General features: G+C 40.3%; 20 protein-coding genes. 3 read left to right on the top strand and 17 right to left on the bottom strand.

Annotated features, from left to right (window positions below; translation table 11 throughout):
• Window positions 1-418: 418 nt before the first annotated feature.
• From ACLOAU_RS14900 to ribD, 4 genes are all read right to left on the bottom strand, one after another.
• Window positions 419-1030 (bottom strand): DsbA family protein, encoded by a 612-nt coding sequence (locus ACLOAU_RS14900; RefSeq protein ID WP_427862668.1) that lies wholly within the window; start codon window positions 1028-1030, stop codon window positions 419-421.
• A gap of 209 nt (window positions 1031-1239) precedes the next feature.
• Entirely contained in the window at window positions 1240-3855 is a 2616-nt protein-coding gene (clpB, locus tag ACLOAU_RS14895; RefSeq protein WP_427862667.1) for an ATP-dependent chaperone ClpB, read from the bottom strand.
• Window positions 3856-4059: 204 nt separating this feature from the next.
• Entirely contained in the window at window positions 4060-4671 is a 612-nt protein-coding gene (locus tag ACLOAU_RS14890) for an IMPACT family protein (RefSeq protein WP_427862666.1), read from the bottom strand.
• Window positions 4649-5758 carry a bifunctional diaminohydroxyphosphoribosylaminopyrimidine deaminase/5-amino-6-(5-phosphoribosylamino)uracil reductase RibD gene (ribD, locus tag ACLOAU_RS14885; protein ID WP_427862665.1) on the bottom strand — a complete coding sequence of 370 codons (1110 nt, stop codon included), beginning with the start codon at window positions 5756-5758 and terminating at the stop codon, window positions 4649-4651. The genes ACLOAU_RS14890 and ribD overlap by 23 nt, the downstream gene beginning before the upstream one ends.
• A gap of 68 nt (window positions 5759-5826) precedes the next feature.
• On the opposite strand from ribD, the gene prmC reads away from it, so the two are divergent.
• Complete coding sequence (gene prmC, locus ACLOAU_RS14880; RefSeq protein WP_427862664.1) at window positions 5827-6675, top strand: peptide chain release factor N(5)-glutamine methyltransferase; 849 nt, start codon at window positions 5827-5829, stop codon at window positions 6673-6675.
• 16 nt (window positions 6676-6691) lie between these two features.
• Here the strand turns inward: prmC and ACLOAU_RS14875 are convergent, their stop codons facing one another.
• Entirely contained in the window at window positions 6692-8275 is a 1584-nt protein-coding gene (locus ACLOAU_RS14875; RefSeq protein WP_427862663.1) for a hypothetical protein, read from the bottom strand.
• A 230-nt stretch (window positions 8276-8505) separates the two neighbouring features.
• Here ACLOAU_RS14875 and ACLOAU_RS14870 point away from each other — a divergent pair, with 230 nt between their 5' ends.
• Window positions 8506-9879 (top strand): hypothetical protein, encoded by a 1374-nt coding sequence (locus tag ACLOAU_RS14870; RefSeq protein ID WP_427862662.1) that lies wholly within the window; start codon window positions 8506-8508, stop codon window positions 9877-9879.
• Between the two features lie 21 nt (window positions 9880-9900).
• Here the strand turns inward: ACLOAU_RS14870 and ACLOAU_RS14865 are convergent, their stop codons facing one another.
• The gene (locus ACLOAU_RS14865; RefSeq protein ID WP_427862661.1) at window positions 9901-10773 is read right to left on the bottom strand and encodes a beta-1,6-N-acetylglucosaminyltransferase; all 873 of its coding nucleotides are present in this window, start codon (window positions 10771-10773) and stop codon (window positions 9901-9903) included.
• Between the two features lie 210 nt (window positions 10774-10983).
• Between ACLOAU_RS14865 and ACLOAU_RS14860 the strand changes: the two genes are divergently transcribed.
• Window positions 10984-12333, top strand: a complete 1350-nt coding sequence (locus tag ACLOAU_RS14860) for a flippase (protein ID WP_427862660.1) — start codon at window positions 10984-10986, stop codon at window positions 12331-12333.
• Here the strand turns inward: ACLOAU_RS14860 and ACLOAU_RS14855 are convergent.
• The 11 genes from ACLOAU_RS14855 to ACLOAU_RS14805 all read right to left on the bottom strand — a co-directional run bounded on the left by ACLOAU_RS14855 (window position 12330) and on the right by ACLOAU_RS14805 (window position 24776).
• Window positions 12330-13994 carry a GMC oxidoreductase gene (locus tag ACLOAU_RS14855; protein ID WP_427862659.1) on the bottom strand — a complete coding sequence of 555 codons (1665 nt, stop codon included), beginning with the start codon at window positions 13992-13994 and terminating at the stop codon, window positions 12330-12332. The two genes, ACLOAU_RS14860 and ACLOAU_RS14855, sit on opposite strands and share 4 nt — an antisense overlap.
• An 8-nt stretch (window positions 13995-14002) precedes the next feature.
• A complete protein-coding gene (locus ACLOAU_RS14850; RefSeq protein WP_427862658.1) occupies window positions 14003-14581 on the bottom strand; it encodes a gluconate 2-dehydrogenase subunit 3 family protein in 579 nt (192 codons plus the stop codon).
• A gap of 40 nt (window positions 14582-14621) precedes the next feature.
• Complete coding sequence (locus ACLOAU_RS14845) at window positions 14622-15827, bottom strand: glycosyltransferase (RefSeq protein ID WP_427862657.1); 1206 nt, start codon at window positions 15825-15827, stop codon at window positions 14622-14624.
• A 2-nt stretch (window positions 15828-15829) separates the two neighbouring features.
• Entirely contained in the window at window positions 15830-16960 is a 1131-nt protein-coding gene (locus tag ACLOAU_RS14840) for a glycosyltransferase family 4 protein (RefSeq protein WP_427862656.1), read from the bottom strand.
• Between the two features lie 59 nt (window positions 16961-17019).
• Window positions 17020-18162, bottom strand: coding sequence for a glycosyltransferase (locus ACLOAU_RS14835; RefSeq protein ID WP_427862655.1), 1143 nt, complete (start codon window positions 18160-18162; stop codon window positions 17020-17022).
• A gap of 56 nt (window positions 18163-18218) precedes the next feature.
• Window positions 18219-18839, bottom strand: a complete 621-nt coding sequence (locus tag ACLOAU_RS14830) for an acyltransferase (protein WP_427862654.1) — start codon at window positions 18837-18839, stop codon at window positions 18219-18221.
• Window positions 18840-18920: 81 nt separating this feature from the next.
• The gene (locus ACLOAU_RS14825) at window positions 18921-20375 is read right to left on the bottom strand and encodes an O-antigen ligase family protein (protein WP_427862653.1); all 1455 of its coding nucleotides are present in this window, start codon (window positions 20373-20375) and stop codon (window positions 18921-18923) included.
• A gap of 21 nt (window positions 20376-20396) precedes the next feature.
• The gene (locus ACLOAU_RS14820) at window positions 20397-22580 is read right to left on the bottom strand and encodes an exopolysaccharide transport family protein (protein WP_427862652.1); all 2184 of its coding nucleotides are present in this window, start codon (window positions 22578-22580) and stop codon (window positions 20397-20399) included.
• A 22-nt stretch (window positions 22581-22602) separates the two neighbouring features.
• Window positions 22603-23301: a TolC family protein gene (locus ACLOAU_RS14815; RefSeq protein WP_427862651.1), complete on the bottom strand. Its 699-nt coding sequence runs from the start codon at window positions 23299-23301 to the stop codon at window positions 22603-22605.
• 10 nt (window positions 23302-23311) lie between these two features.
• Window positions 23312-24418 (bottom strand): sugar transferase, encoded by a 1107-nt coding sequence (locus ACLOAU_RS14810; RefSeq protein WP_427862650.1) that lies wholly within the window; start codon window positions 24416-24418, stop codon window positions 23312-23314.
• Entirely contained in the window at window positions 24381-24776 is a 396-nt protein-coding gene (locus tag ACLOAU_RS14805; protein WP_427862649.1) for a response regulator, read from the bottom strand. Before ACLOAU_RS14805 ends, ACLOAU_RS14810 begins: the two co-directional genes overlap by 38 nt.
• Window positions 24777-24865: the final 89 nt, after the last annotated feature.

The following is a 24865-nucleotide window of genomic DNA, read 5'->3' as shown; positions in this document are numbered from 1 at the left end:
TGAAACAGCGAATTTATTGGGGTGCTACAATTTAAAAAAATCATCAAAAAACATCATCAGACTCACAGCTCTATACAACAAAAAAATTTTAAGACGGACGGCGAATATCCACATTTATTCAACATAAAAAAAATAATCACAAACATTTTTTTACCTGCTGTACAAATTAAAATCCATACGCTTGGTACATTCGAAATTATTCAACAATTAAACAAAATAATTACAAAAAAGATGTTAGATAAAAATTGTTTTGTTTAATAATTTTATCTTATGCAGCTCAGTCTACAGAATGGGCTAAAACGGCTGAAACCCTTTACAGTAAAGGGTTTCAGAAAAAATACAGTAAATATGATGGTATATAACAACTACTTAAACAAACACTTATGGAATATACTATATAAGTAACAGTAAGACATGCTTACTTTTTAGGTTTTGTTGCGGCGGCAGCTGTTTTTTTAGGTGCTGCTTTCGATTTGGAAGCAGTAGCTTTTTTACCATTTTTTAACGCAGCATCAATAGCTGTGCTTAAAGACGCATAGGTAGGTTTACCCTTTATCATTTCATTGTTTACAAAGAAAGTAGGCACTTCCTTAACCCCTCTATCCAACCCTTCTTTAAGATCGTCCTGAACCTGCCAGCCATAAGTTCCGTTAACCAGCTCTTCCAGAAAATTTTTATTCTTTACACCTGCATCTTTAGAGTGCAATTTTAAACTGGTAGTACCCAGGTTTCTACGGTTTTGAAAAAGTGTATTGTGCATTTCCCAAAACTTATCTTCCTGCGCTGCCGCAATAGCTGCTTCAGCCGCCTTTAAGCTGCGTTGATGAATTCGTGTTTGGGGGAAGTGACGAAAATTAAACTTTACCTGGCCCTCATAATCGATTAGAATTTGCTTAACTATCTCGTTAGCCTTGGCACAATCCTCACTTTCGTACTCGCCAAATTCCATTAAGATTACGGGAGCATCTTTTTTACCCACAAAAATATCTTTAGGCTCTATTATTGGTTCATCGTCTTTCTTTAAGCTCATAAAATTAAAAATTTATTTTGGCCAGGTATCTTTCTTTTTTACTAAAAATTTACGCTATTTTAAAAAGCGGTTGAAGATAATTTTTTTTTTGAACTAACAAATTTTTTCTTCGAAATATCGCAAAAAAAGCCTATAAAATAATAAAAAGTTACAGAGTGGCTATAGTTGATAAAAACAGGAAGCCCCCTGAGAGGAGGCTTCCATATCAATTATACTGTTTTGCTTTCATGCGTTTCATTCCTGAATACTACTGTATTATCAAATACATCTACCAAAATAGGCGTGTTTCTATCTACATCACCCGACAGGATGCGTTTACTTAACTGGTTTACTATTTCCTTTTGGATCAGCCTTTTTAAGGGCCGGGCGCCAAATTGAGGATCAAATCCCTGCTCGGCTAAAAAGTCGAGCGCATAATCACTAAAATGCAACTGTAAGCCGCTATTTTGCAATACCTGTCTTCTTAAACCTTCTAATTGTATCTTAATAATACCTACGATATCTTTTTTCAGCAAAGGCTGGAACATAATGATCTCATCCACGCGGTTCAAAAACTCCGGCCTTACGGTTTCTCTCAGCAAACTCATTACCTGAACTTTTGCTTTTTCGGTAGCATCATCCAGCGTTTTCTCCGAAACCCCTTCAAATGCCTCCTGTATCAGGTGACTGCCGATGTTGCTGGTCATTATGATAATAGTATTCTTAAAATTAACTACACGGCCTTTATTATCAGTTAGTCTCCCATCATCCAATACCTGCAACAATACATTCCATACATCAGGATGCGCTTTTTCAATCTCATCTAACAACACTACACTGTAAGGCTTACGGCGCACAGCCTCTGTTAACTGCCCGCCTTCATCGTAACCCACATAACCGGGAGGCGCTCCTACCAGCCTGCTTACAGTATGCTTTTCCTGGTATTCGCTCATATCAATACGGGTCATCATACCCTCATCGTCAAAAAGATATTCAGCGAGGGCCTTTGCCAATTCTGTTTTACCAACGCCCGTAGTACCGAGGAAGATAAAAGAACCGATCGGTTTCTTAGGATCACTCAGTCCTGCCCGGCTACGCCGGATGGCATCAGCAACAGCCGTAATGGCTTCCTCCTGTCCTACCACTCTTTCATGCAAGTGCTCCTCCAGGTGCAAAAGCTTTTCCTTATCACTCTGCATCATCTTGCTTACGGGAATACCGGTTGATTTGGCTACACTTTCTGCAATATCCTCTGCATCTACTTCTTCTTTCAATAAACGCTTCTCGCTGTCTTCCTGCAACTCCTTTGTAAGTTTTGTAATGCGTTCTTCTTCTTCCTTAATCTTGCCATACCGTATCTCAGCAACTTTACCATAGTCTCCATTACGCTCGGCCTGCTCTGCTTCTACCTTTAAGCTCTCAATACCGGCTTTGGCACTCTGGATCTGCTCTACCAGTTCCTTCTCCTCCGACCACTTGGCTTTTAAAGTATCCCGCTCTACCGAAAGATTTGCTATCTCGGTATTTAACTGCTTCAGCTTCTCTTCGTCATTCTCCCTTTTAATGGCTTCCCGCTCAATTTCCAGCTGGCGAATCTGCCTGTCCAAACGATCCAACTCTTCAGGCATAGAATTCATTTCAAGCCTTAGTTTAGCCGCGCTCTCATCAATAAGATCAATGGCTTTGTCCGGCAAAAAACGATCGGTAATATACCTGCTGGATAACTCTACTGCGGCTATAATAGCATCGTCTTTTATACGTACATGGTGGTGGGTTTCATATTTATCCTTTAAGCCTCTTAGAATAGATATAGCATCTTCTACCGAAGGTTCATCTACCATTACCTTTTGGAAACGACGCTCCAGCGCTTTATCTTTTTCAAAGAATTTCTGATATTCGTTCAAAGTAGTAGCGCCTACTGCACGTAACTCGCCACGAGCCAGGGCCGGCTTCAATATATTAGCCGCATCCATAGCTCCGTCACCACCGCCGGCACCCACCAGGGTATGAATTTCATCTATAAATAATATAATTTCACCATCACTTCCACTCACCTCTTTCACCACACCTTTTAAGCGTTCTTCAAACTCTCCTTTATATTTAGCACCGGCTATCAATAATCCCATATCCAATGCGTAAATGATCTTCGACTTCAGGTTTTCGGGTACATCTCCATTCACGATGCGATGGGCAATACCTTCAGCTATCGCCGTTTTACCTACACCAGGCTCACCTACCAGTATGGGATTGTTCTTGGTTCTTCTGCTCAAAATATGAAGGGTACGGCGAATTTCTTCGTCTCTTCCAATCACCGGATCTAATTTACCTTGTCGCGCCAGTTCATTTAAATTCTTGGCGTACTTGTTTAATGCATTAAACTCCTGCGACTGTGTTTGAGAAGATACGGTTGACCCCTGCCTTAGTTCTTTAATAGCAGTAACCAATCCTTTTGCAGTAAGGCCTGCATCTTTCAATAATTTTCCTGTAGCATCATTACCCTCCACAATTGCCAACAATAAATGCTCGGGAGTGATAAACTCGTCGTTAAACTGCTTTAGAGCAGCACCCGCACGCAATACCACGTTGTTGGCGTCCCGGCTAATTTGCTGCGCCGGCTCTCCCGACGATTTTGGCAACTTTGATAGTAACTCATTGAGTTTGTTATCTACCAGGTTGATTGTTACGTTATTCTTTTTTAAAAGATAATCTACCGGAGAGTCTTCCTGCTCCAATAAAGCTTTTAAAATATGCTCCGCTTCTATATTAGGGTTCTGAGCATTAAATGCCAGTTGCTGAGCTTGTTGAAAAGCCTCAGCTGCTTTTATTGTAAAATTTCCCAGATTCATAATTAAAGTTTCTTAGTTAAAAGTTCATGCCTTGCTACACCACAGCAACAATCACGCTGAAGTTGAATGTATCAGAACACACTCTCATTATCAAATCAAATTCCAAGCCCATATTTAATGTAATGATGTCATATTCAGCTCCTTAAATATGACTAAAGTGCAGAAAAACAATAGTTGGTATGCTATTTTAGCAGATAGCGGTGCTTATTTTTGAATGGGTTGAATGGCAATATCACGGATGTCCCCCAGCTTCATTAAGGTTTCTGCAAGGCGGTATTGAGGTATAGCTATATCCATCACGCAAAATAACTGTAGCTCCTGTTTTATTACTTCGCACTCAAATTGCTTAATGGTGGTCATAATATCATTCATTTGGGTGTAATCGAACTGCAGGTGGTAAGAAACCAATACCGGTTTCCTGATCAACGGTGTAACCTGAAGCGCCATAGCTGCTGCTGATTTATAGGCGTTAATCAGGCCAGGCACCCCTAATAAGGTGCCTCCAAAATACCGGACTACCACAATCAATATATCAGTAACGCCGCGACTATCGATCTGCCCTAAAATAGGTCTACCCGCAGAGCCCGAAGGCTCTCCGTCATCGCTTACCCGGTACTGATTATTATCAAGCCCCAAACGATAGGCAAAACAATAATGACTCGCTTTGGGATATTCCTTTTTAACATCCAGCAGCTTTTGCTTGCAGTCGGCGATGGTCTTAACCGGGTAAGCCACTGCAATAAAACGACTTCCCTTGTCTTTAAATTCAGCAGTACCTGTTGTGTTGATCGTATTAAAGTAATGCGGTACCGGCATGAACAAATGAGTTGTTTTGGTTTTTAAAATATATAATTTCGTCGTTTTGCAATGCGGTGGCTTTTAGCTTTGCCTGGCCTGACAGTACAGGTGCTGCCACACCTTTATTTACCAGCAATTCCTTATTAGTAATCATACGGGCCTCATCCCACATACCCGCTTCTATAAAAGACTGATGCAGAAAAGCCCCCCCTTCCACTAGTACACTTTGTATGTTTAATTGGTGCAGCTGGCGCATGGCATCTGGTATCATACTATTTTTATCCATTTTTAAATAAATGATATTTCCCGAAACCGCATCTTTAATGGTATTCAAAATGATAACAACATCTGCTGTATTAAAAAGACGAAGGCTTACCGGCACCTTTAAATGAGGATCAAATACTATTTTCCTGGGACCGGGCCCCATCCAGTTACGGTTGTCGAGCAGCGGATCATCTGCTATTGCAGTATTGGCTCCCACCATAATAGCAGCATGCCCGCTTCGCCAGCTGTGCACCAGGCGATTGGTATAATCATTACTGATCATTAGCCTGGCTTTACCGTCCCCGGATATAAAACCGTTGGCTGTTTGAGCCCATTTTAAGGTGATATAAGGGCGGGTTAGCTGATGAAACGTAAAAAAGGCCTTGTTCAGGGCAATAGCTTCCTTTTCCCGAACGCCTGTTATTACTTCGATACCAGCAGCTTTGAGTTTAGCGATCCCTTTTCCGTCTACTTTTTCAAAACTATCCCGGCAGCCGATAACTACTTTAGGTATTTTATGCTGGACGATCAGATCGGCGCAGGGCGGCGTTTTGCCGAAATGAGCACAGGGCTCGAGTGAGACATATAAAGTAGAGTCAGTAATTTTATCAGGATGGTTTTGCAAGACGTCCTGTATACAATACACTTCTGCATGCGGACCACCATATTGTTGATGATATCCTTCAGCAATCACTTGCCCGTTATGCACCAGCACTGCGCCTACCATCGGGTTAGGCGCCACTTTCCCCACAGCTAATTTTGCCAACTGCAGACAACGCTGCATATAAACCTCATGTGCCTGTTCGTACATTTTTGCAAATGTAAATGAATTAGCAGCCATCTCATTCTAATTTGCAGGCAGTTTACCATAAATGCAAAGGCCTTGGGTAAATTTTATAAGTTTGTAATATGTCGCTACAAAAATTAAAAGCAGGTTTTATCGAAAATTTAAAAGGTATTTACCCGGCAGATGAGGCAGGGAACATATTTAACCTGGCTATCGAAAATCTGACAGGAATAGATCTCCGCAACAACAGTGCCGCTACCTTTACTCCTGACGGATGTTTTGTGAAAATGTGGAATGAGATTGAACAGCGACTGCAAAAAAACGAACCTATACAATATATTTTAAATGAAGCCTGGTTTTATGATATTCCTTTCTATGTAAATCAATCGGTATTAATTCCACGTCCCGAAACAGAAGAACTGGTGGATTGGATTATAAAGGACCATAAAGGAAAACAGGATCTTTCCATTTTAGATATTGGTACTGGAAGCGGCTGTATTCCCGTTATATTAAAAAGGAAAATACCTGAATCGGAAGTAAGCTCCTGCGAGATCAGTAGTGAAGCCCTGCTGGTGGCTCAAAAAAATGCACGTAAACATAAAACTGAAATCAACTTCATACAAAGCGATTTTTTGAATAAGGAGCGCTGGCCGTCGCTCCCAAAGTCGGACATTATAGTAAGCAACCCTCCCTATATTCCTCAACAGGAAAAAAAGCTGATGCATGAGAATGTTTTAGCCCACGAGCCTCACCTGGCACTTTTTGTAGAGGATACAAATCCGCTTATTTTTTACGAGGCTATTGCAGAAGCAGGTACAACCTTACTGAAAGATCAGGGAACAATTTATGTCGAAATATTTGAAGGACTTGGCCAGGAAACGCAATCATTGTTCGACAGTAAGGGTTTTAGCACCATTCTGAAAAAAGATATGCATGGTAAAGACCGCTTTATTAAAGCACTCCAACAATAACAATGTATTTCACCAGCTACTCCATACGATCGACCGTTACAAAAACAGGACGCTCGGATACATTAACCGATACCTGACCATTAGTGATATTTAATTTCGATTGCTGACCCGATGCAGCTCCGGTTGACACTGTTACAAGGTTTGCATTTGATACCGATGCCGGAATTTTGAGCTGGTAATTGTCCACTTTATAGCCATTACTGGTTTTAGCCCAGATGGCATACACGCCTTTGCTTCCCTTAACTTCTTTAAATTTATAGATCAGTACGTTTGCGTCGCCCGATGCCGTTTCACCTGTATAGCGCATATTCGTTAAGGTGTTTTTTAGTGTGGCTACATAATACCAGGACTTTTTACGCGTAAAGTCACCTTTAGGACCAACCAGGCCACTACTCGAAAACTGGGTTTTATCATTGGGATTTACATCGCGCAACATAAACATCTGCGCGCGGTCTACGCCAGCCGCCGCTAATGCCATATAAGCTCTCACCAGCCAGATCCCCTGTACTTCCTGCCGGTCCATACTACCAATTACGGGCACGCTTAATCTCGAATCGGGGTTTGTATCCCAGCCGAATTCAGACAACCATACTTCTTTGCCGGGTAAATACTCGTTTCTATATTTAACAACAGCAGCCATCTGTTCCTTTAATTTTCCTGCTTCAGGCGATAAAGCCGGTCCGCTATCACCATACTGCGAACCGTCGGGAAAAGTATACAGATGAAAATTCAGCACATCTGCAGCAAATTTTTTATCGGCCCGGTTACCTTCGAACCAGCTTTTCATACGTTTGATATAGTCGAGATTAAAAATAGCAAGCCCTCCCATTACTAATTTTATGCTGCTATCGGCATTTTTTATTCCATATTTTTTGCCGTGCAGCTTCATTGTATTGCCATGCCCGTCATAGTCGGCACTGGCCATCGCCGCATACTCTTCGGGTGTAAACTGGGCATTCTTCCCTTCCCAATCCTTATCCTGCTCATTCCAGTCTTCCACATATTTAATATATCCCAATCCGGAAACCCGTCGCTGCCCCGAAGCCAGCTGGAGCAGGCTATCGGGAACGGACTTGCTTCCATAGCGCGCTGCAAACTGGAACATAAAGTTGGACTTGGCATAATAAGAGGCAGGATTAGCCGCATCAAGGCCCGGTGCGTCCAGGGGTTTATAGCTGGCCTGAAAAGCCGTTGCCTTTTGCAGCCAGGGAACTGATCCCTGAATACAAGGTGCAACCACTACGCCTATATTATGAAGGTTACGATAATAATCATCATAACTCCAGCCGGGGTAACTGGGTGCAAAACGTATTTGATTGGCAGGGAATCCGGGGTATGCAGGATCAAAGTTCCCCTCATCCCAGGCCCAGTTATGATATTCTCTTGCAAAGCCGCCCACGCTGATCAACTGTGGAAGATCGTCTACAAATGTATTCACACCAATAAACTGGTCCATCGTTATAGGAGCAGTGGTGTCTATCACCTCTCCGGGACCATTGATAACCGTATCAGGGGTCGATTCGGGAGCCTGTTTATCGCCGCAGCTGTTTAAGATAATAACGGCTAAACCGAAAAAATATGATAAAAATATTGAGGGCATAAGACGCTAAATTATAGTATTTATGAACAGGTGTTTAGGAAAAACAATATATTTAGTTTGGGAGTACAAAAATTATTAATAAGGCATGATAATTGATTAAGAAAAAAACATATTTTTATTGATATCTTTCAAATTGATAATACTGTTTAACTGTAAGCCCTCCATACTCAAAACATATATCTTTGCGCCTGGGCGCAAAATGCATCCCCAATTTGTATAAAAAATTCAACATGGCCCAACTATTTCGCAGCTCTTTAAAATGCTTCGGCATCACAATTTGTACAGCCCTACTTGTACAATTTTTTTCTTCCTGCACTAAGTCGTCTCCCATATATATTGGCGACGATACTACCACCAATCCCCCCAAGGATACAACTACTACACCACCGAAAGATACTACAACTACCCCACCCAAAGATACTACTGTTAAAGGGAGGTCCTTTGCAGTTGGAACCGGTTCGGGGAATTTAGTTATTGATGGGAACAACTTTGTGGTAAGTGGCAGTAAGATAGATTTAAAAAATGGTGATACGGTTAAAATTAAGGGAGGCTCTTACAATAGTATGGCCATCAAAAATGTTTCAGTGCCTGCTACAGGGGCAAGAGTTATTTTTATAAATAATGGCCAGGTTGTGTTTAGCGGGGGAAAACAACTAACCTTGTCTGACTTAAACAATGTAACCATTTCCGGCGCAGGAGAATCTGCTACCGCCCGCGGCTTCACGTTCATGAACAGCAGTTACCGCGCTGTAACTTTATCGGGGGCAATCAATAATTTTACGATACAAAACATGCTGTTCCAAAACGTTCAGGATTATGTGATCTGCTACCCAGATCTGAATTCGAAGTTATATAATGGCGCGGCTAACTCTCATAGTTCTAATCTGGCATTTCTCAATCTTGATGCCTATAATGTAGGTCCTTTTATTGTTTTAGGCGGCGATATTACCAATAACGGCTTTACCGGGCTTGTTAAAAAACTGGAAGTAGCCAATATTCTTTGTACCAATTCGCCTACTCCCGGGGCCATTGTTTCAATTGGTGATGTTGAAGATTTTTTGATACATGACAACCGAGTTGATAATGTAAACTCGGCTAACGACACCCACAACGGTATTTTCTTCGTGAGAGGAAACGGGAAATTTTACAACAATGTAATTACTAACCACCAGGGAAATGCGCTGAGATTATGGCAATACAGCCTGAACGACAATATAAAAACTATAGAAATATATAACAATATAGTTTATAATAGCCGTAAATACAGCGGCTTTGAAATACAGGTTCCTCCATATATAAAGGCGATTTCCCATTTCAGACCGGCGAAAGCTAAAGTGTACAACAATACCGTTGGAAAAATGAACACAGATAAAATGACCTTTCCCGGTCGGCTGCTTGACTTCTACAATACTTATAGCACATTAGAATTGTATAACAATCTTGTGTTTAATAATAACGATGCAGTTATTGTTAACGACATGTCCAGCTCTGGCTATCTGAGAAATGACAACAATATTTATGTAGCCAGGGAAACAGATGCGGTTGAGGATCTGACTTCCTTTAAATCTAAGATTTCAGGAACCGGGGCTACTAAAGTTCAATAATTATTTTAGCAGCTGAGATTCTTACTTACTAAGAATTGAGAAAGTTTGTTGCAGGCGGTCCAGTACCTGGGAGTCAACCGACTCATCAAACTTTCTTGCAAAAAAATGACCGGACCCGATTAACCTGTCGTAGTCTTCCATTTGAAGAATCTTAGGATGGGCATTTTGGTCTTCCCAGTCTATATAACGTAAGTTGTTATTTATTGTGATACTCTTAAACGGCGAGTTCATTACAAGTGTGGGAAAGATAATTTCGTCTATTCCCCAGGTGAGTTTTATAAAAGACTTAACCTGTTTATCTTCCAGTATTTTCTGAGCCATATAAACAGCGCAATCCAATTTTAATGTCCACCAGGTAGCGCAGTTACCACCTACTAAATCCCATTCAAACGGAACTTTCCGCTTGGGTAATAATTTGTTGATCCAGCCCTGGGCAAGGTACTTGTGGTTTACCTGCAATTCATTGAAATGATAGTTTTGAAACCTGGCGGCTGCGGAAGACCACCACACATCCGCCTCCTCTCCCTCTAAATAGGAAATAAACTGTTTATCGTTATTCTTAGTTAAGAAATCGACGAACTCATGAATGGGCTTTATCGGGAAATCCTGCGCGCTGATCAGATTAATATAGTCGTATTGCTGTCCGTATGCCTGTATCTCTAAAATTGCTTTTGCAATTGCATATACCATACTTGGGCCACCCCAATGCACAGATGTCCTTTTCCTGATAAACCGAACACGGCTCAGGTCCTTAATCACTTTCTTAAAGGGCTCCAGACTAAATTTTTTATCTACATGTAAATATATCGTGCAGTCCGGATGATATAAACTTTCTAATAATCTGGCTGTTTGTTGCGGATTTTTGTGAGCCAGGATTAAATTACACAGTTGCATTACAGCAAATTTAATAGAAGGTTTGTATTCTTATTCTGTACGAATATAAATATTAGTTCAGCAATTATTATCAGTCCTTTAGCATTTCATTTTAATATCATTAAATCAACCCATATCTTTACCATCTACTAAAAACATTCACGGTTCGTGTATTTTCCTTTTAGGCGCTATCTGGCAGGATTAATATGAATATTCATTATTGATTAAAACATGACTAACGTACTTAATAGTTCGCCCAAAAACTACTGGTTGAAAAATGCTATTATCACCATTTTTCAGAATAGTAGTAACCTGGTTCTGGGTTTTTTGAATTTTTACATGCTTATTCGTATACTTAGTCCTGACGATTACGGTACCTGGATCATTTTCACAAGCATCATAACAATTGTTGAACTTTCTAAAAACGGCCTTACCCAGGAAGCTACTATTAAATTCCTTGCAGGGGCCGACTTGCCTGACAAAAAGAAAATTATCACGGCTACTTTCGTTATCAATATATGTGTTTCGGTTTTGGTTACACTGCTTTTCTTATTATTATCTCCTGTAGCCGGGCAGTTATGGCGTTCAGAGGTTTTGCCTACAATGCTTAATCTTTATACTATTACATTTATTATATCTGGTATACTTTCGGAGCTCAATTGTATTGAACAGGCCAATCTTCAGTTTAAAGGCAGCTCGCTAGCTCCCAGTGTTAAGCAATTAGCACCTTTCGCATACATCTCTTATCATTATTTCACCAAACAATCTATAAGCCTCGTTTCCCTTACAACCGTAACTATACTGGGGGTAATTGCGGCAACATTCGTGGCACTGGCATTTTCCTACAAATTCATTCATATTACTAAAACGATAGATGTAGCCTGGGTTAAAAAGATATTTCATTTCGGGAAGTATAGTTTCGCCGTTTGGCTCAGTTCCATGCTGGCAGGATCTATTGATCAAATGATGTTAGGTTTTATGCTTTCCAAATCTGCCAGTGGTGTATTCAACGTAACCACCCGTATAACCAATCTAACGGACATACCTATCAATGCTATGTCTACCATTGTTTTTCCGCAAAGTTCGAGGCGCTTTGAGAGCGACGGCAACGAATCTATCAAATACATTTACGAGCGATCAGTAGGTGTTATACTGGCGGTGCTGGTACCCTGTGCTTTAATGTTGTTTATTCTGGCAGATTTTGTAATGCTTATTATTGCTGGCGAAGCATATCATGAATCAGTACCTCTTTTGAGAATCATTTTGATCAATTGTCTTTTTGCCCCCTACGTCAGGCAATGCGGAATTGTGCTGGTAGCCTCGGGAAGAGCCAAAATTAATTTTTACCTGGTTGCTATTTCAGCCAGCCTGGTTCTTCTTTCTAATTTATTCTTTATAAAGCAATTTGGTATTATGGGAGCTGCTTATGCCAGCGTATTTGTAAACTTAACAGCTTTCCTGATTGCCAGGTATGTATTGAAAAAATATTTTAATATCAACGTCTTAAATCCCTGGGTATATGCGGTTGCCTTCTACCCTGAGTTTTTGAAGAAAATATTTAAAGGCAAAAAGACCAGTTAAAGATTTCCCTTCTTCAATTCTTCCACTGCAAACGCACATGCTCTTGCCGTAAGGGCCATATAAGTTAAAGAGGGATTCTGACAGGCGGATGAGGTCATACAACTGCCATCTGTAATAAAGACATTTTTTACCGAGTGTATTTGATTATACTTGTTAAGTACAGAGGTTTTAGGGTCGTTGCCCATTCTTGCCGTTCCCATTTCGTGCACTGTTCCTCCCCCGGGGCGATCATAATTAAATGTCGAAATATTTTTGAAACCCGCCTTCTCCAGCATATCGGCACATGATGTTTTTATGTCTTCCATCATGTTGTTTTCATTGCTTTTAAATTCAAAATCTATCTCAACCAAAGGCATGCCCCATTTATTTTTTTTGGAGCTGAGAGTGACTTTATTTTCGTGATAAGGCAAACACTCGCCCCATCCTGCCATCCATACCGACCAGGGACCGGGCGCCAGTAATTTCTTCTTAAAACTTTCACCTATTTCATCAGGATAAGTGTTAGTAGCATCCTGCCATTCTCTTCGCTCTCCGTCTCCCTGTATATTATATCCTCTTTTGAAATTAAGGTCCTCACCCTCCCTCAGGTTTCTAAACCGCGGAATGAGAAACCCGCAGGGCCGGCGTCCCTTGTAATAAAACTCTTTATACCCTGGATGCTCTCCCCATGCTCCTGCAGAAGAATGATGATCCATCAGGTTATGTCCTAATTCACCACTATCATTCCCCATACCATTGGGAAACCTGCTTGAAACTGAGTTCAAAAGAATTGCCGCGGAGGCTATCGTTGATGCATTCAGGAAGATTATTTTAGCATAAAATTCGAAAGGCTGCATCGTTTCTGTATCTATTCCTCTTACCCCTTTTGCCTTTTGAGTTTTTTCATCATATATAATTTCCGTTACAGTCGAAAACGGGCGCAACGAAAGATTACCGGTTGCAAATGCCGTTGGAATGGTGGCACTGTTACTGCTGAAATAAGCACCAAAGGGACAGCCCCTACTGCAAAGATTCCGTTTTAAACATTGTCCCCGGTTACCTATTGCCTCGGTTAAATTAGCTACCCGCGCTATGGTTAATATTCGATGGTCATAATTTTTTGAAATGGAAGTTTTCAAATGCTCTTCTATACAGTTCAGCGGCATCGGTTGCTGAAAAATACCATCAGGAAGCTGCGAAAGGTTTTCTTTGTTCCCGCTAATGCCTACATATTGTTCAACATAATCGTACCATGGTGCAATATCTTTATACCTGATTGGCCAGTCAATAGCAGTACCATCTTTTACATTTGCCTCAAAATCCAGATCGCTCCAGCGATAACATTGCCGCCCCCAGGTTAACGATCTCCCACCTACCTGGTTACCCTGTGCCCAAAAAAATGGTTTTGTTTGAATATAAGGATAGTCGTTGTCCTTAATGAAAAACGACCTGGAAGATTCGTCATAAAAATGATGTTGAACCGGATTGGTTTCCCGGTCTTCCCTGGTTAGCTGCAGCCGGTCGGGAAACTCCCAGGGCTTTTTTAATGCGGTTGGGTAGTCTCCATGCTTTACTTCACGCCCCCGCTCCAGCAAAAGCGTTTTCAGCCCTTTCTCCGAAAGTTCTTTTGCGGCCCATCCTCCGCTTATGCCCGAACCAATTACAATTGCGTCGTAATTCATGATGTTTTTTATTTTGTTGCCCAACTGGTTTCCCCGGCTTTAAGAGGTGTACAAGGATCGTATTCTTTGGGGATAAAAGAATACCGAAGCGCACGGGTAGCGCCTGCTTCAGACGAGCAAAATCCGATTACTGTTAATTCTTTAAGTGTATCAAAAAAGCTGGCTCCGCGTATTTTCTTTTCTATTTTGTGAAGAAGCGGCTTCTCAGACACGACTTCTATTTGCTTTACACGTAATAAAATGTTTTCCTGCTCTGCTTTGCTGCAATCCCAGAAATCTTTTTTGTGTTTAGACATGCTGATGGCTTCTACTTCTTTTAGCCCCGCAATAAAGCTATTGGCTTCCCTTTTGGGAATTTGCACGGTTACGGCATGAATAATATAATCCGGCACATTGGCTTCCAATGCACCCGGCGTATCTGTTGCCGGTATGATCAGCTCCGATAATGCACCTATTAGTTTTTTTCTGGATCGGAGATATCCTGTATCAATTGATTTATTGAGATGAATAATTTCAAATACAGATCCTACTACTGTTGCAGCCAATCCATACAGGAAAAAGCTTTTAATTACATTTCTGCGATTCATACCCCGGATTATTATTATATGGTATCGAGCGCTTTTTAGTTTAGTTGCCTGCTCTTTTTCCGGCAACTTCTTCACAGGCTTTTGACATCAGCTCAACGCTGTTCTCCCAGCTATGCGACAACGCAAAGGCTTTTCGTTTATCCTGCAGCTCCCTGTTATCAGAATCAAGCAGCTGTTGAATACCCCTGATATATTCTTGCTCATTGGTCGCCAAAAATATGTAATCTTTGAAATCAAGTACTGCCTCCGTTTTGGTAACAATGGTAGGCTTGCCCAAAGCGAGGTATTCATCAACCTTCCTGGGATAGTTACCTATGGTTATTTCATTTACATACTGAGGGTTCATGCAAACATCAAAATACTGGATATAAGAAGCTAGTTCGTCAGGGCTCCTGGATCCCAACATAAAAACATTGGGTAACTGGTGAAGTTTGCTTTTCTTAAAATGCTCATCTTCCGGACCCACATATACAAAGTTCCAATGTTTCTGTTGCACTGCTAAATTCTCCAAAAGCGGTAAATCGAGTCTTGAGGTCCAGAGTGCACCAACATAACCGATAATGGGTCGGCTGATATGTTCCATGTCTGGTTTAGGCGACAAATTTTCGGCTGCAAAAGAAGTAAAGTCACAGCCCTGTCCCATATTGTAAGAAGCCGGATTGTATTTCTTACAATAGTTTTTCAAGTACTCTGAATTAGCAAGGCAAAGATCACTTTTAGCTATAAGTTCAGGCTCCAATGTAAGACCATGCTTTCTCCAATATGGTACGCCTACCATATTATCCCTGGAATAATAAATGGACAATTGAGGTTTCAACAATTCTTTCAGATAAAATGCCTTGAACATTTCGTTATCATTAAAGAGCAAGTAATTTTTAAAGCCCAGGTGATCGACTGCCTTTAATATTGATTTTGCAAGACGTTTATTATTAAACCAGTTAACTATTTTAAAAACAGCTGTAACAGGTATCCAGTTAATGGACTCTACCATGCAATCGGGATACAGGTTGAATAAATTACTGTTGATTTGAACAATGCCCGTTTCCCTGCCTTCTATAACGTTTATTCTTTTTTGTATTTTAGGATCATCTTTACCGCGCAATTTAGATATGCGGTCTAAAGGTGAGTTAACATACAGCACCCTGTTATGCTTACTCAGCTCAAGGGCAATATCTTTACAATTACTCCCAATTGGAGTATCCCAGGCCTGTTGTCCTACGATAATGATATCTTTACCTTGCAGCACTTTTATTTTTTATTTGAGTGATTCGTACTAACCTGCGTATACAGATCTTCGATCTTATGCACCATTGTTTGCGTATTGAACTCCTGAGATAAAGTCTCATACGCCTGTTGAGCTATTTGTGATCTTAATGAGGGATCATTGGCAAGCTGCACAAACGCATCAGCCAGGGCATCCACATCATTAACGGGTACCAGTATTCCGTTTTTCATATGAGTAATCACTTCTTTGGTACCATTAACGGGGGTTGCTACGATAGCTTTACGCATGCCCATAGCTTCCAAAAGTGCTATAGAGAGGCCTTCCCAAAGGGATGGCAGACAGTAAATATCAATAGCATTTAACAGGTCAGGAATATCCTGCCTGAACGGTTGAAATATAATTTTATCCTCTACTTTCAAAGCGGCCGCCAAATCAACCGCGTCTTTTTTCAGATCACCATCTCCAACAATCAATAGTTTAATGGGATGCGTTCCCGCTATTTTCGCAAAAGCCCTGATCAATAAAAGCGGGTTCTTTTGTAACGTAACCCTGGCTATAAAGCCTACTAAAACTTCTTCTTTGCCAACACCCAATTCTGCCCTTACATCTTTGAAAGATTTTTCGGGATTAAATCTAACCTGATTGATGCCATTTTTAATGACCGTTGATTTATTAAACTCAAAATAATTACTTCCTTCCTTAAGATTACTATCCGACACGCATACCGTAACCGCTGCTCTTTTTACTAATAAGCGCTCTCCCAAGATCCGGATACGCCTGATCCACTCTTTTTGATTATCATGAAAAGACCACCCATGTACCGTATAAATAAGGGGAATGTTTAATTGCTTAGCCGGATAGTAAGTGTTAGAACAAGCCCTGGTGCCATGAGCGTGCAACAGTTGAATACCTTCCTGCTTCATCAGCTTTTTCACCTGCCCGAATACCCTGAAATCAAAAGGTTTTAAGGTACTAATTACATGTGTTTTTATACCCATTTCCTGCAACCTGTCTACCATCGGACCTTCGGTAAACGACAGTACAACAGGATCAAAAAGCTCCTTATTCAGGCCGCCCACCAGGTCCAGCACATGGCTTTCCCCACCACCTACACTTCCCTGCCTAATAGTTTCTAATACTTTTATTTTCTCCATTACAATATTAGTTATGCGATTTAAGTCGCCCTGGTAGCGGCGGTTTAAATGTCGACTAATTATTTAATTTCTGTTTCAGCCGACAGATCATGTTCCGTGGCCACAGATAACTTGTTGGCCTTTTTCGCTTTGGTAAAGGCAATCAACTGGAAAAAGACAAATTTAGGGGCATGCCAAACACTATCATAAACCCGCTTATCTGCCTTAAAATGATTAAGTGCCCTGACAAATACAAATACAAAAAGCAATAATAAAACGCCCCAGTATATTAACATAAGGGGAACAGTAAATATATTGATGATACAAAAAATACCGATAGCAAGGAACATTAAAAAAAGAGGCGGTCTCAGTAACATGAGGCTAAAAACAAATCCATTCCAGTTGAACCTGACGATAGATTTTAATAACATGACGGCACCTAGTTTCCAGAACCTGAACCAGGTATTGATCCACCTTGCTCTTTGTTTGACAAGCTGATCCGTCTTCGCTGTTTTTTCGTCATACACCACAGCTTTTTCAGCAAATGCAATTCTTTCGTTTCTATTCACCAGCTCATATTGCAGGATCTTATCAAATCCGGCCCCCGTTGTAAGAGAAAAAGCCTCCAGGCAGGCCTTATAGATATCAGTAGTAAACGCCATGCCCGATCCGGCCAGGGAAGCAGACGAACCTGCATCAAATGGTAACTTACGATCTGTAAACCGGTAATATATATCCCCTGCTTCATCTAAACAGGCATAAACAGTATTTAAATTTTTGGCTTTTCGTGTGCCCTGTACTGCTTTATAACCTTGTTTAAAATAGATGTTTAACTGATTCAGGTAATCTTTTTCTACCAAATTATCACTGTCAATTATAGTAACAATATCATGGGCGCGTTCAAACCTGTTGATGGCGTAAAAATGAGATTTAATATTACTTGCCAAAACCGTTTCGGGGCTAAGAATTCTTACTTTCTCATGCTTGATATTAATGGTTGAAATATCGCAGTTATCGGCGACAACATATATCATATATTTTTCGTAACCGAGGTTCAAAATAGACTGAACTACCTTATCGATAAGACCTACCTGTTGGTAGGCTGTTACTATAATGGCATAATCCAATTCAGTATCTTCTGTTTGTGTGGCTTTGGCGCTGCTTTTTTTACGAAACGTACCAATCAACAAAAGGACCGGTGCAAGCCATAAGCTTATACTCATTATAACCTGAAGTAAAATCCAAAACAAATATTCGTTTTGCATAATTCTTTATTATTCTATTTTGTTACCTTTTTCCAGACATTATCGGCACTATCATACTGTTTTATTATCCGCGCAGGGTTTCCCACCACAACAGAATAAGCAGGAACATCCTTGGTCACCACCGATCCTGCTCCTACAATAGCGTGTTTGCCAATTGTTACACCAGCCGTTATAACAGCATTGGCGCCAATCCAAACATTATCCTCAATAGTGATCATTTTTCTATCAACATCCTGTTTGCTTGGCGGAAGGCTTACATCTTCATAACGATGATTTAAACCTGAAACCACTATATGTTGGGCCAGCATAACGTTGGCCCCTATAGTTACAGGCCCTATAATAACACAGCCAATTCCGATAATACTACCATCTCCAATAATAACATTTCCCACGCCATTATTAACTACGGAAAAAGCTTCTATTATAGATTGCTTTCCGAGGCTAAAAGTATTGTAAGGGAAGATATCGAGCCGGGCCTGCCTTCTTACAATAGCCCCCTGCCCTTTTTTGTGAATAAAAGGGTTTAAAAACAAACGCATCCAGTAACGCGGTTTGGGGTCACCTGCCGGCTGCATCATCCAGGAGCTGGTTTTCTTTAAAAACCTGTTAGATTTTATTTTATCTTTTAGTGTCATTATTTTTTACTTTTCAATCCCGATCTAATGCCGATCAAAAAGAAAATAATCCCGGGTATCACAAATAATATAAAAGGCATACTAAGAAAGCTTACTGTTTGAGAGGATGCTTTTTTCAATTTTATGTGCATTAAATATAGCTGCTAATGAAAGCCACACGATAAAAGATGACGGCACATCATTCATCACCTCGTTCCCGTAACTACAAACGAATAAGCCCACTACTCCTGATCCAAGGGCCGTAAGCTTGATCTTCAGTGATTTTGTTTTGATGGTCCATACAATACCAAAACTTTTGCCTATGAGATACATTAAACTACAAAACCAGATGATAAAGCCAACAATTCCGTACATGGCCCACAGTTTAACCCAATAGCTATCGGGTTCAATAGTCGATAAAAATTTATCGCTATTATACTTATGACCAAAAGTTCCGATAACACCTATGCCGCCGCCAAAAGGTCTTGTTGACATATAATCAGCCAAAACCTTTTGGCTTGCCAGTCTCACCTTAAATGAAGGATCTTCAGGATCAACTGCTGTTCGAAGCCGGTATATATTGTAATTGCCATTGCCAATTGTTGTATACTTTAAAATACCTACAAACACCCCCAACACCAATACACCTGCAATAATTACCTTATACTTACGCGCAAAAAATAAAGCCGAGCCTGCAGCGCCTATTAATGCAAAAAAAGCACCCCGCGTGCCGGAGATAAGCATTCCATAAAAAAACAAAACACTTAATACAGCCAATATAAATTTCTGTCCCCATTTTTGCAACCCTAAAACCAATACAGCACATAATACCGAAACCTGCGCCTGAGAAGGACCAAACTGACCAGCACTACTGTAAAACGAAAACACCCTTAATTTGCCAAACAAAATATGGGTTACATTTCCCCCTTCATCCAGGAAACGCTGCTCCCCTGCCGATGGTCCCAGATACATTTGTTTAATACCATTCAACACTCCCAAAAGTGAGCATATAATAATTACGTAAATAATAATATTCAATTTTTTATTATCAGTAATCAACACCATGCCCAGCGGAGCAAGCAGCAGTGGCAAAAGTGCCGTAGCCCTAACTTCCTGTAACCAACCCATTATACTTGCATCTGCCGGGTTTACCAATTGCAGAACACTAATGATAAACCAAATCAGGCAGAGAATAGTAAGCTCGTTTTTTAAAACGGAAAAGTCATACCGCTTCGCATTATACCATACACTCAGCCAGGTCAAAATAAGCAATGCCTCTGTACCCAAACCAAACTGTATTTCATTGTTTATTTCTCTTGAAAGAATAAAAAGGAAAAAACAATAACAAAAAACCGACACAAGCCCGAGGAATGGCTCTTTGAACAACAAAACAATAAAGATGACACCGCCCGCTATAATTACCGGTAAAATGGGTATAAAGAAAGAATTAGTGACATACGCCAGCCCCCCGGTTATCAACGACAATAAAAGAACTAAAAAAATTATAGTGTAACCGCGTCTTGTAACGCTTTTATCTGTGGAGGAGATCGGATTCATTTAAAACTTTCACGATTTGGATCAGGCAACTTTTACTTTATTTAAAACCCATCCCAAAAAGCCTTCCTGCGACGATAAATAGTTAACAAACGGCCTGTTTTTGTCTGAAAATTTTGAACCTGATTCATAAACGGCAATACTCCGGTCGCAAAACATCAACCATTCTTTTACATTATGTATATCTTCTCCACTATGTATGTCAACAATAACCACATCGAACGTATTTTTTAGAACCTCGAACCCTGCAATTAAACTTTTGGTATCTCTTAGTTCCAATAATGAATTACTGTTTGACGTATTTCTATTCAGTATTGTAATCCTGTCTTCTACCTGAATTTGTTTTTTAACAAGGAATGACTCAAATTTCTGTTGTTGGGGAGATTCTTTTTTACCATTTGTATTCAACACCAAATCCATGATATTGCCGTCTTTCTCACATATCAGCAGCACATTTTTTCCCATCATAGCAAATGCATAGCTTAAGCTTCCTGCCAGGAAGGTTTTTCCATCACCGTCTTTCATACTGGTAATGCCCAATACATTGTTCTGCTCCGATAAATGTTGATTTATTTCGAACCGAAGTGATCTTAAAAGCTCTTTATACGCTGAATAATTTTTAACGGTATCATTGTCCTTCCAGATATTGCGAAGGTCTTTGTCGCTTTCTGAAATATAGTTTAAACAACCTAGCACTTTTTGTTGCGTTACGCTCTCCAGGCGGGACGGATCTTCCACCTGTTTATTGAGGGCAAAAGTTAAAAACAACGCCATTAAACAAAGCATGAAGCTTGAGATACCAGAAAAGCCAACAAATAAAAGCGTTTTTGATTTTTCCGGCGGACCCGGTAGGCCCGGTTCTGCCAATGACAGATTAGTGCTCGTTTTGGTTAATAACTCAGTTTGGGTATATTGATTCTGAGCCTGCTCGAACTCGGTGGATGCATTCTCTGCATCACGCAGCACATCCTGTGGCGCCTGCGGAACCGCTACCGCAGTTCCACCTGATGGTTTAGGCAATGATCTTAGCTGGTCCTCAACAGTGGCTAAAGCACTTTGTGCAGAAGCCAGATCACCTTCCAGCTTGATCCGCTCGGCCATCAGGTCCCGCTTCACCGATGCGGAATTAGAGCCTGCGTTATTGGCAGATCTCTCAATAAGCCTGTCCTTAATTCTCTGGAGAGAATCTACTGAGTTTTTGTCCTGCGCACGAAAATTATTATTAATATACTTTTGATTCGCAATTTTCAGCTGAGCATCTATATTCACAATATCTACATTCTCTTTCGACTGCGTTTGATTTACATACCCGCCCTTACCACTCAATTTGGCATTAACCTCTTCCAGGTTGCCCTGAATGGAGCTGATCTGCCTGATGTACTGCAATCTTTGAGACTCCGCTTCCGCATATTTGGAATAAGCTATTTCAGCCTGCCTTTGGCTATTGGCCTGTCCCGCTGTTGTTGCGGCTTCGTTCTGAAGCGCCCTGCGCGCTTCATCACTTTTCTTCCTCATCTCCGATTGCTTTTTTTGCAGCACCGTGTCGAGCAAAGCCAGCGACTTTCTTTGACCTGCTATTGTAAGCCCATTGTAATAGGAAATAAAGTCAGATGAAAAAGTATTCACAACAAAGGCAGAAAGATTAGGATTTTGTGAAGCATATTCAACTTGTATAAAATCACTTTCCCCGCTTCTTGAAATATTTAAATGATCCGTTAACGACTTTTCATCATACTTGGCGGCGGTTAATATATCATACAACTTGATCCTGTTACCGTTATCCGCTACGGAAATCAGCTGCCCCGATTCAAGGCGGTTTCTATATTCGGTTATTGCCCGCTGTTTGTCTTCGGCAGATAATTCCTGAACAAGCTTTGGAAGCTCTTTAAAAGCTTCATTGGGATTTTCAAGGTCGTGCAAAATGAGTTTATAGGATAAAGTATTAATACTCCGTTTAGACTTCATTCTTTCGAGGATATTTCCAAATTGCTGACTCAATTGAAAATAATCCATCTGACCGCCTGTATTTAATGCATTCTGCTGAAAGCGCCCTGTAAGACCTGTTGATATAAGAGAGGTAGATGTGTACGTTTTGGGTAGCTTCTTGGCCATGAAATAGGTACCAACCGCTATTACTATAGGTATAATAATAAGCAGCCATTTAAACCTGGCTAAGTATTTCAAAAAATCTTTTAAATTAAGATTCATAACTTACAGAATATTCTTTTAGTTATTTAACGTTTTCGATGCTGGTACCAATAACGCTTTCTAAAATATTTTTCGATTTAAGGTAAGCTACCTCTGCCTCCAGTACTTCTACATCAGCTGCAACCGAGGAACTTTTAGCTGCGGTGTAAATATCAAGTGTTATAGTTCCATTCTGAAATTGTGACTGTGCATTTGTTAATATGCTTTTGAAATCCTTGGCGGCCAGCGATTTTATTTCCAGCTGCTTTTTTGCTGCAATAAAATCGTAATAATTGGATTTCACTAAATTCCTGAGTTCAATTTTATAATCATCGCTTTGTGCCTGGGCGATTTTGTAATCTGCCTTCGCAGCTTTTATGTTTGCAGGTTTGGCAAGAAAGTTTCCCAGGTTAACCGTTACACCGAACTGGAAACCACTTAATACCACATTGTTGGTGCCGCCGCTGCCGCCGGGTATATAAATAAGCCCCTGGTTTTTTTGCGGGCTGTAAAAATAACCCGCGTTGAGTATATCAAATAAAGACATGGTTGCAGCAGCGATCTGTGCTTTTGACTTTTCTACTGTAGCATCGCCCACTTTTCTTTTGGGATAATTAACCATCGCCAGATTGACACATTTATTCAAAAATGCATCATCAACATCACTCATCATAGACTCCTGAGAGAAGCCCTCCAGGGAGATGATGAAGAGCATTAGTAAAATGGTTATTCTGTTATTCATACAAATTTTTTTATACTTTTTCTTTCTGCAGCATCGCTGGCACTGTTTTCAGCATTATTTTAAGGTCCATTAAAAAAGAGCTATTCTTGGCATAGGTATTATCCAGTTCTTTACGCTCATCCTCCGACATCTCGGCCTGCCCCCTTTTTGATATTTGCCACAACCCTGTTATTCCTGCCGGACCCAGAAATCTCATAGCAAATTGATCAGAGGTCAACTGTTCTGCCTCATACAAGGGAAGAGGCCTGTTTCCCACAATCGACATGTCGCCTTTTAGCACATTAAAAAGCTGGGGCAATTCATCGATACTCGTCTTTCGCAATATATTACCCACTTTAGTAATACGGGGATCATTTAATATTTTGACAAATGCCTTTTGCCCGCCCCCTGTGTCCTCGCCGGCGGCGTACTGATTATTTGTTTTGCTCAATGCTGCCAGCTTTTTATCGGCATCAGTAATCATGGAGCGAAACTTATAAAAATCAAATATTTTGTACCCTGTTCCGGCTCTTTTGCTTTTATATACAACAGGGCCTTTGCTTTCCAATCGTATTAAAATAATTACCAGTATAAATAAAGGGCATAATAACAAAATAAGCAACGAAGAAACCACTATATCAAATAAGCGCTTATAAACCGGCATTTTGTATTCTATACCCTTGGTAGCAAATTTCGATGCATCATCGGGCTTAATCAGCTTAAACTTGATCAGGAAATTAATCCGTTCAAAAATCAATTCGCTATTAAACGGCTTAAAATAAATATCATTAGCTTTAGCTTCCAATGCCCGCTGATGTAATTCAGTTTTATTAACAGAAGTAAGTAGAATAATGATGATGCCCGCTGCGATGGCGTTTTGCCGTAATGTGCTTATCTCGTTAAAGATGGCGCTTTCATTAGTTACCTCGACCAAAAGTGCATAAGGCACATTAGTAATAGACGACCCTGAGAGGTGCTTTCTGAAACTCGCCAGGCTGGGATATACATCAATCTGGTATCCTGACGTGAATCTTTCATCTATCACTTCATCAAAAAAATCGTTCCCTATATACGCTATACCAACGGTCTGACTTAAAAAATTAGTTTTCAGATGCGAAGAGTTTTGTGTGTTCAGCAAGTAGGTATTTGACGGCATCTTTAAGCTTAGTGGGATTAAAAGGTTTTTGTATTATTTCGTTTACCGGAAACCTCAACTGAGCTTCCAGGTTTTTTGTATCAGTTGTTCCGGTCAATAATATTACCGGTATTTTAGAAAAAATACCGCTTATTTTGATGGAGTTCAAAAACTCAGTTCCATTAAAATAAGGCATATTGACATCAAGAATAATCAGATCAGGTTTATTACCATCCTCTAACCACTGAATTGCCTCGTATCCGTTGCTTTTTAATTCGGTTTGGTATTCTTTTGACAAAACAAACTCTAAAAGTTTTAGTATGGTTGGTTCATCATCAACTATAAGGATTGTCTTCTTCATCAAAAAAATTTTTCTATTAAGCAAATTTAAGCACTATCAGGTATTAAGAAGCCATATTAATGCTAATCTTATGCCAGTTGAGGTTTAGA

The organism is Paraniabella aurantiaca (genome assembly GCF_050309965.1).
GTDB lineage: Bacteria > Bacteroidota > Bacteroidia > Chitinophagales > Chitinophagaceae > Niabella.
Note: the sequence above shows the minus strand (reverse complement) of the source record. Positions and strands in the feature narration are given on the sequence as shown.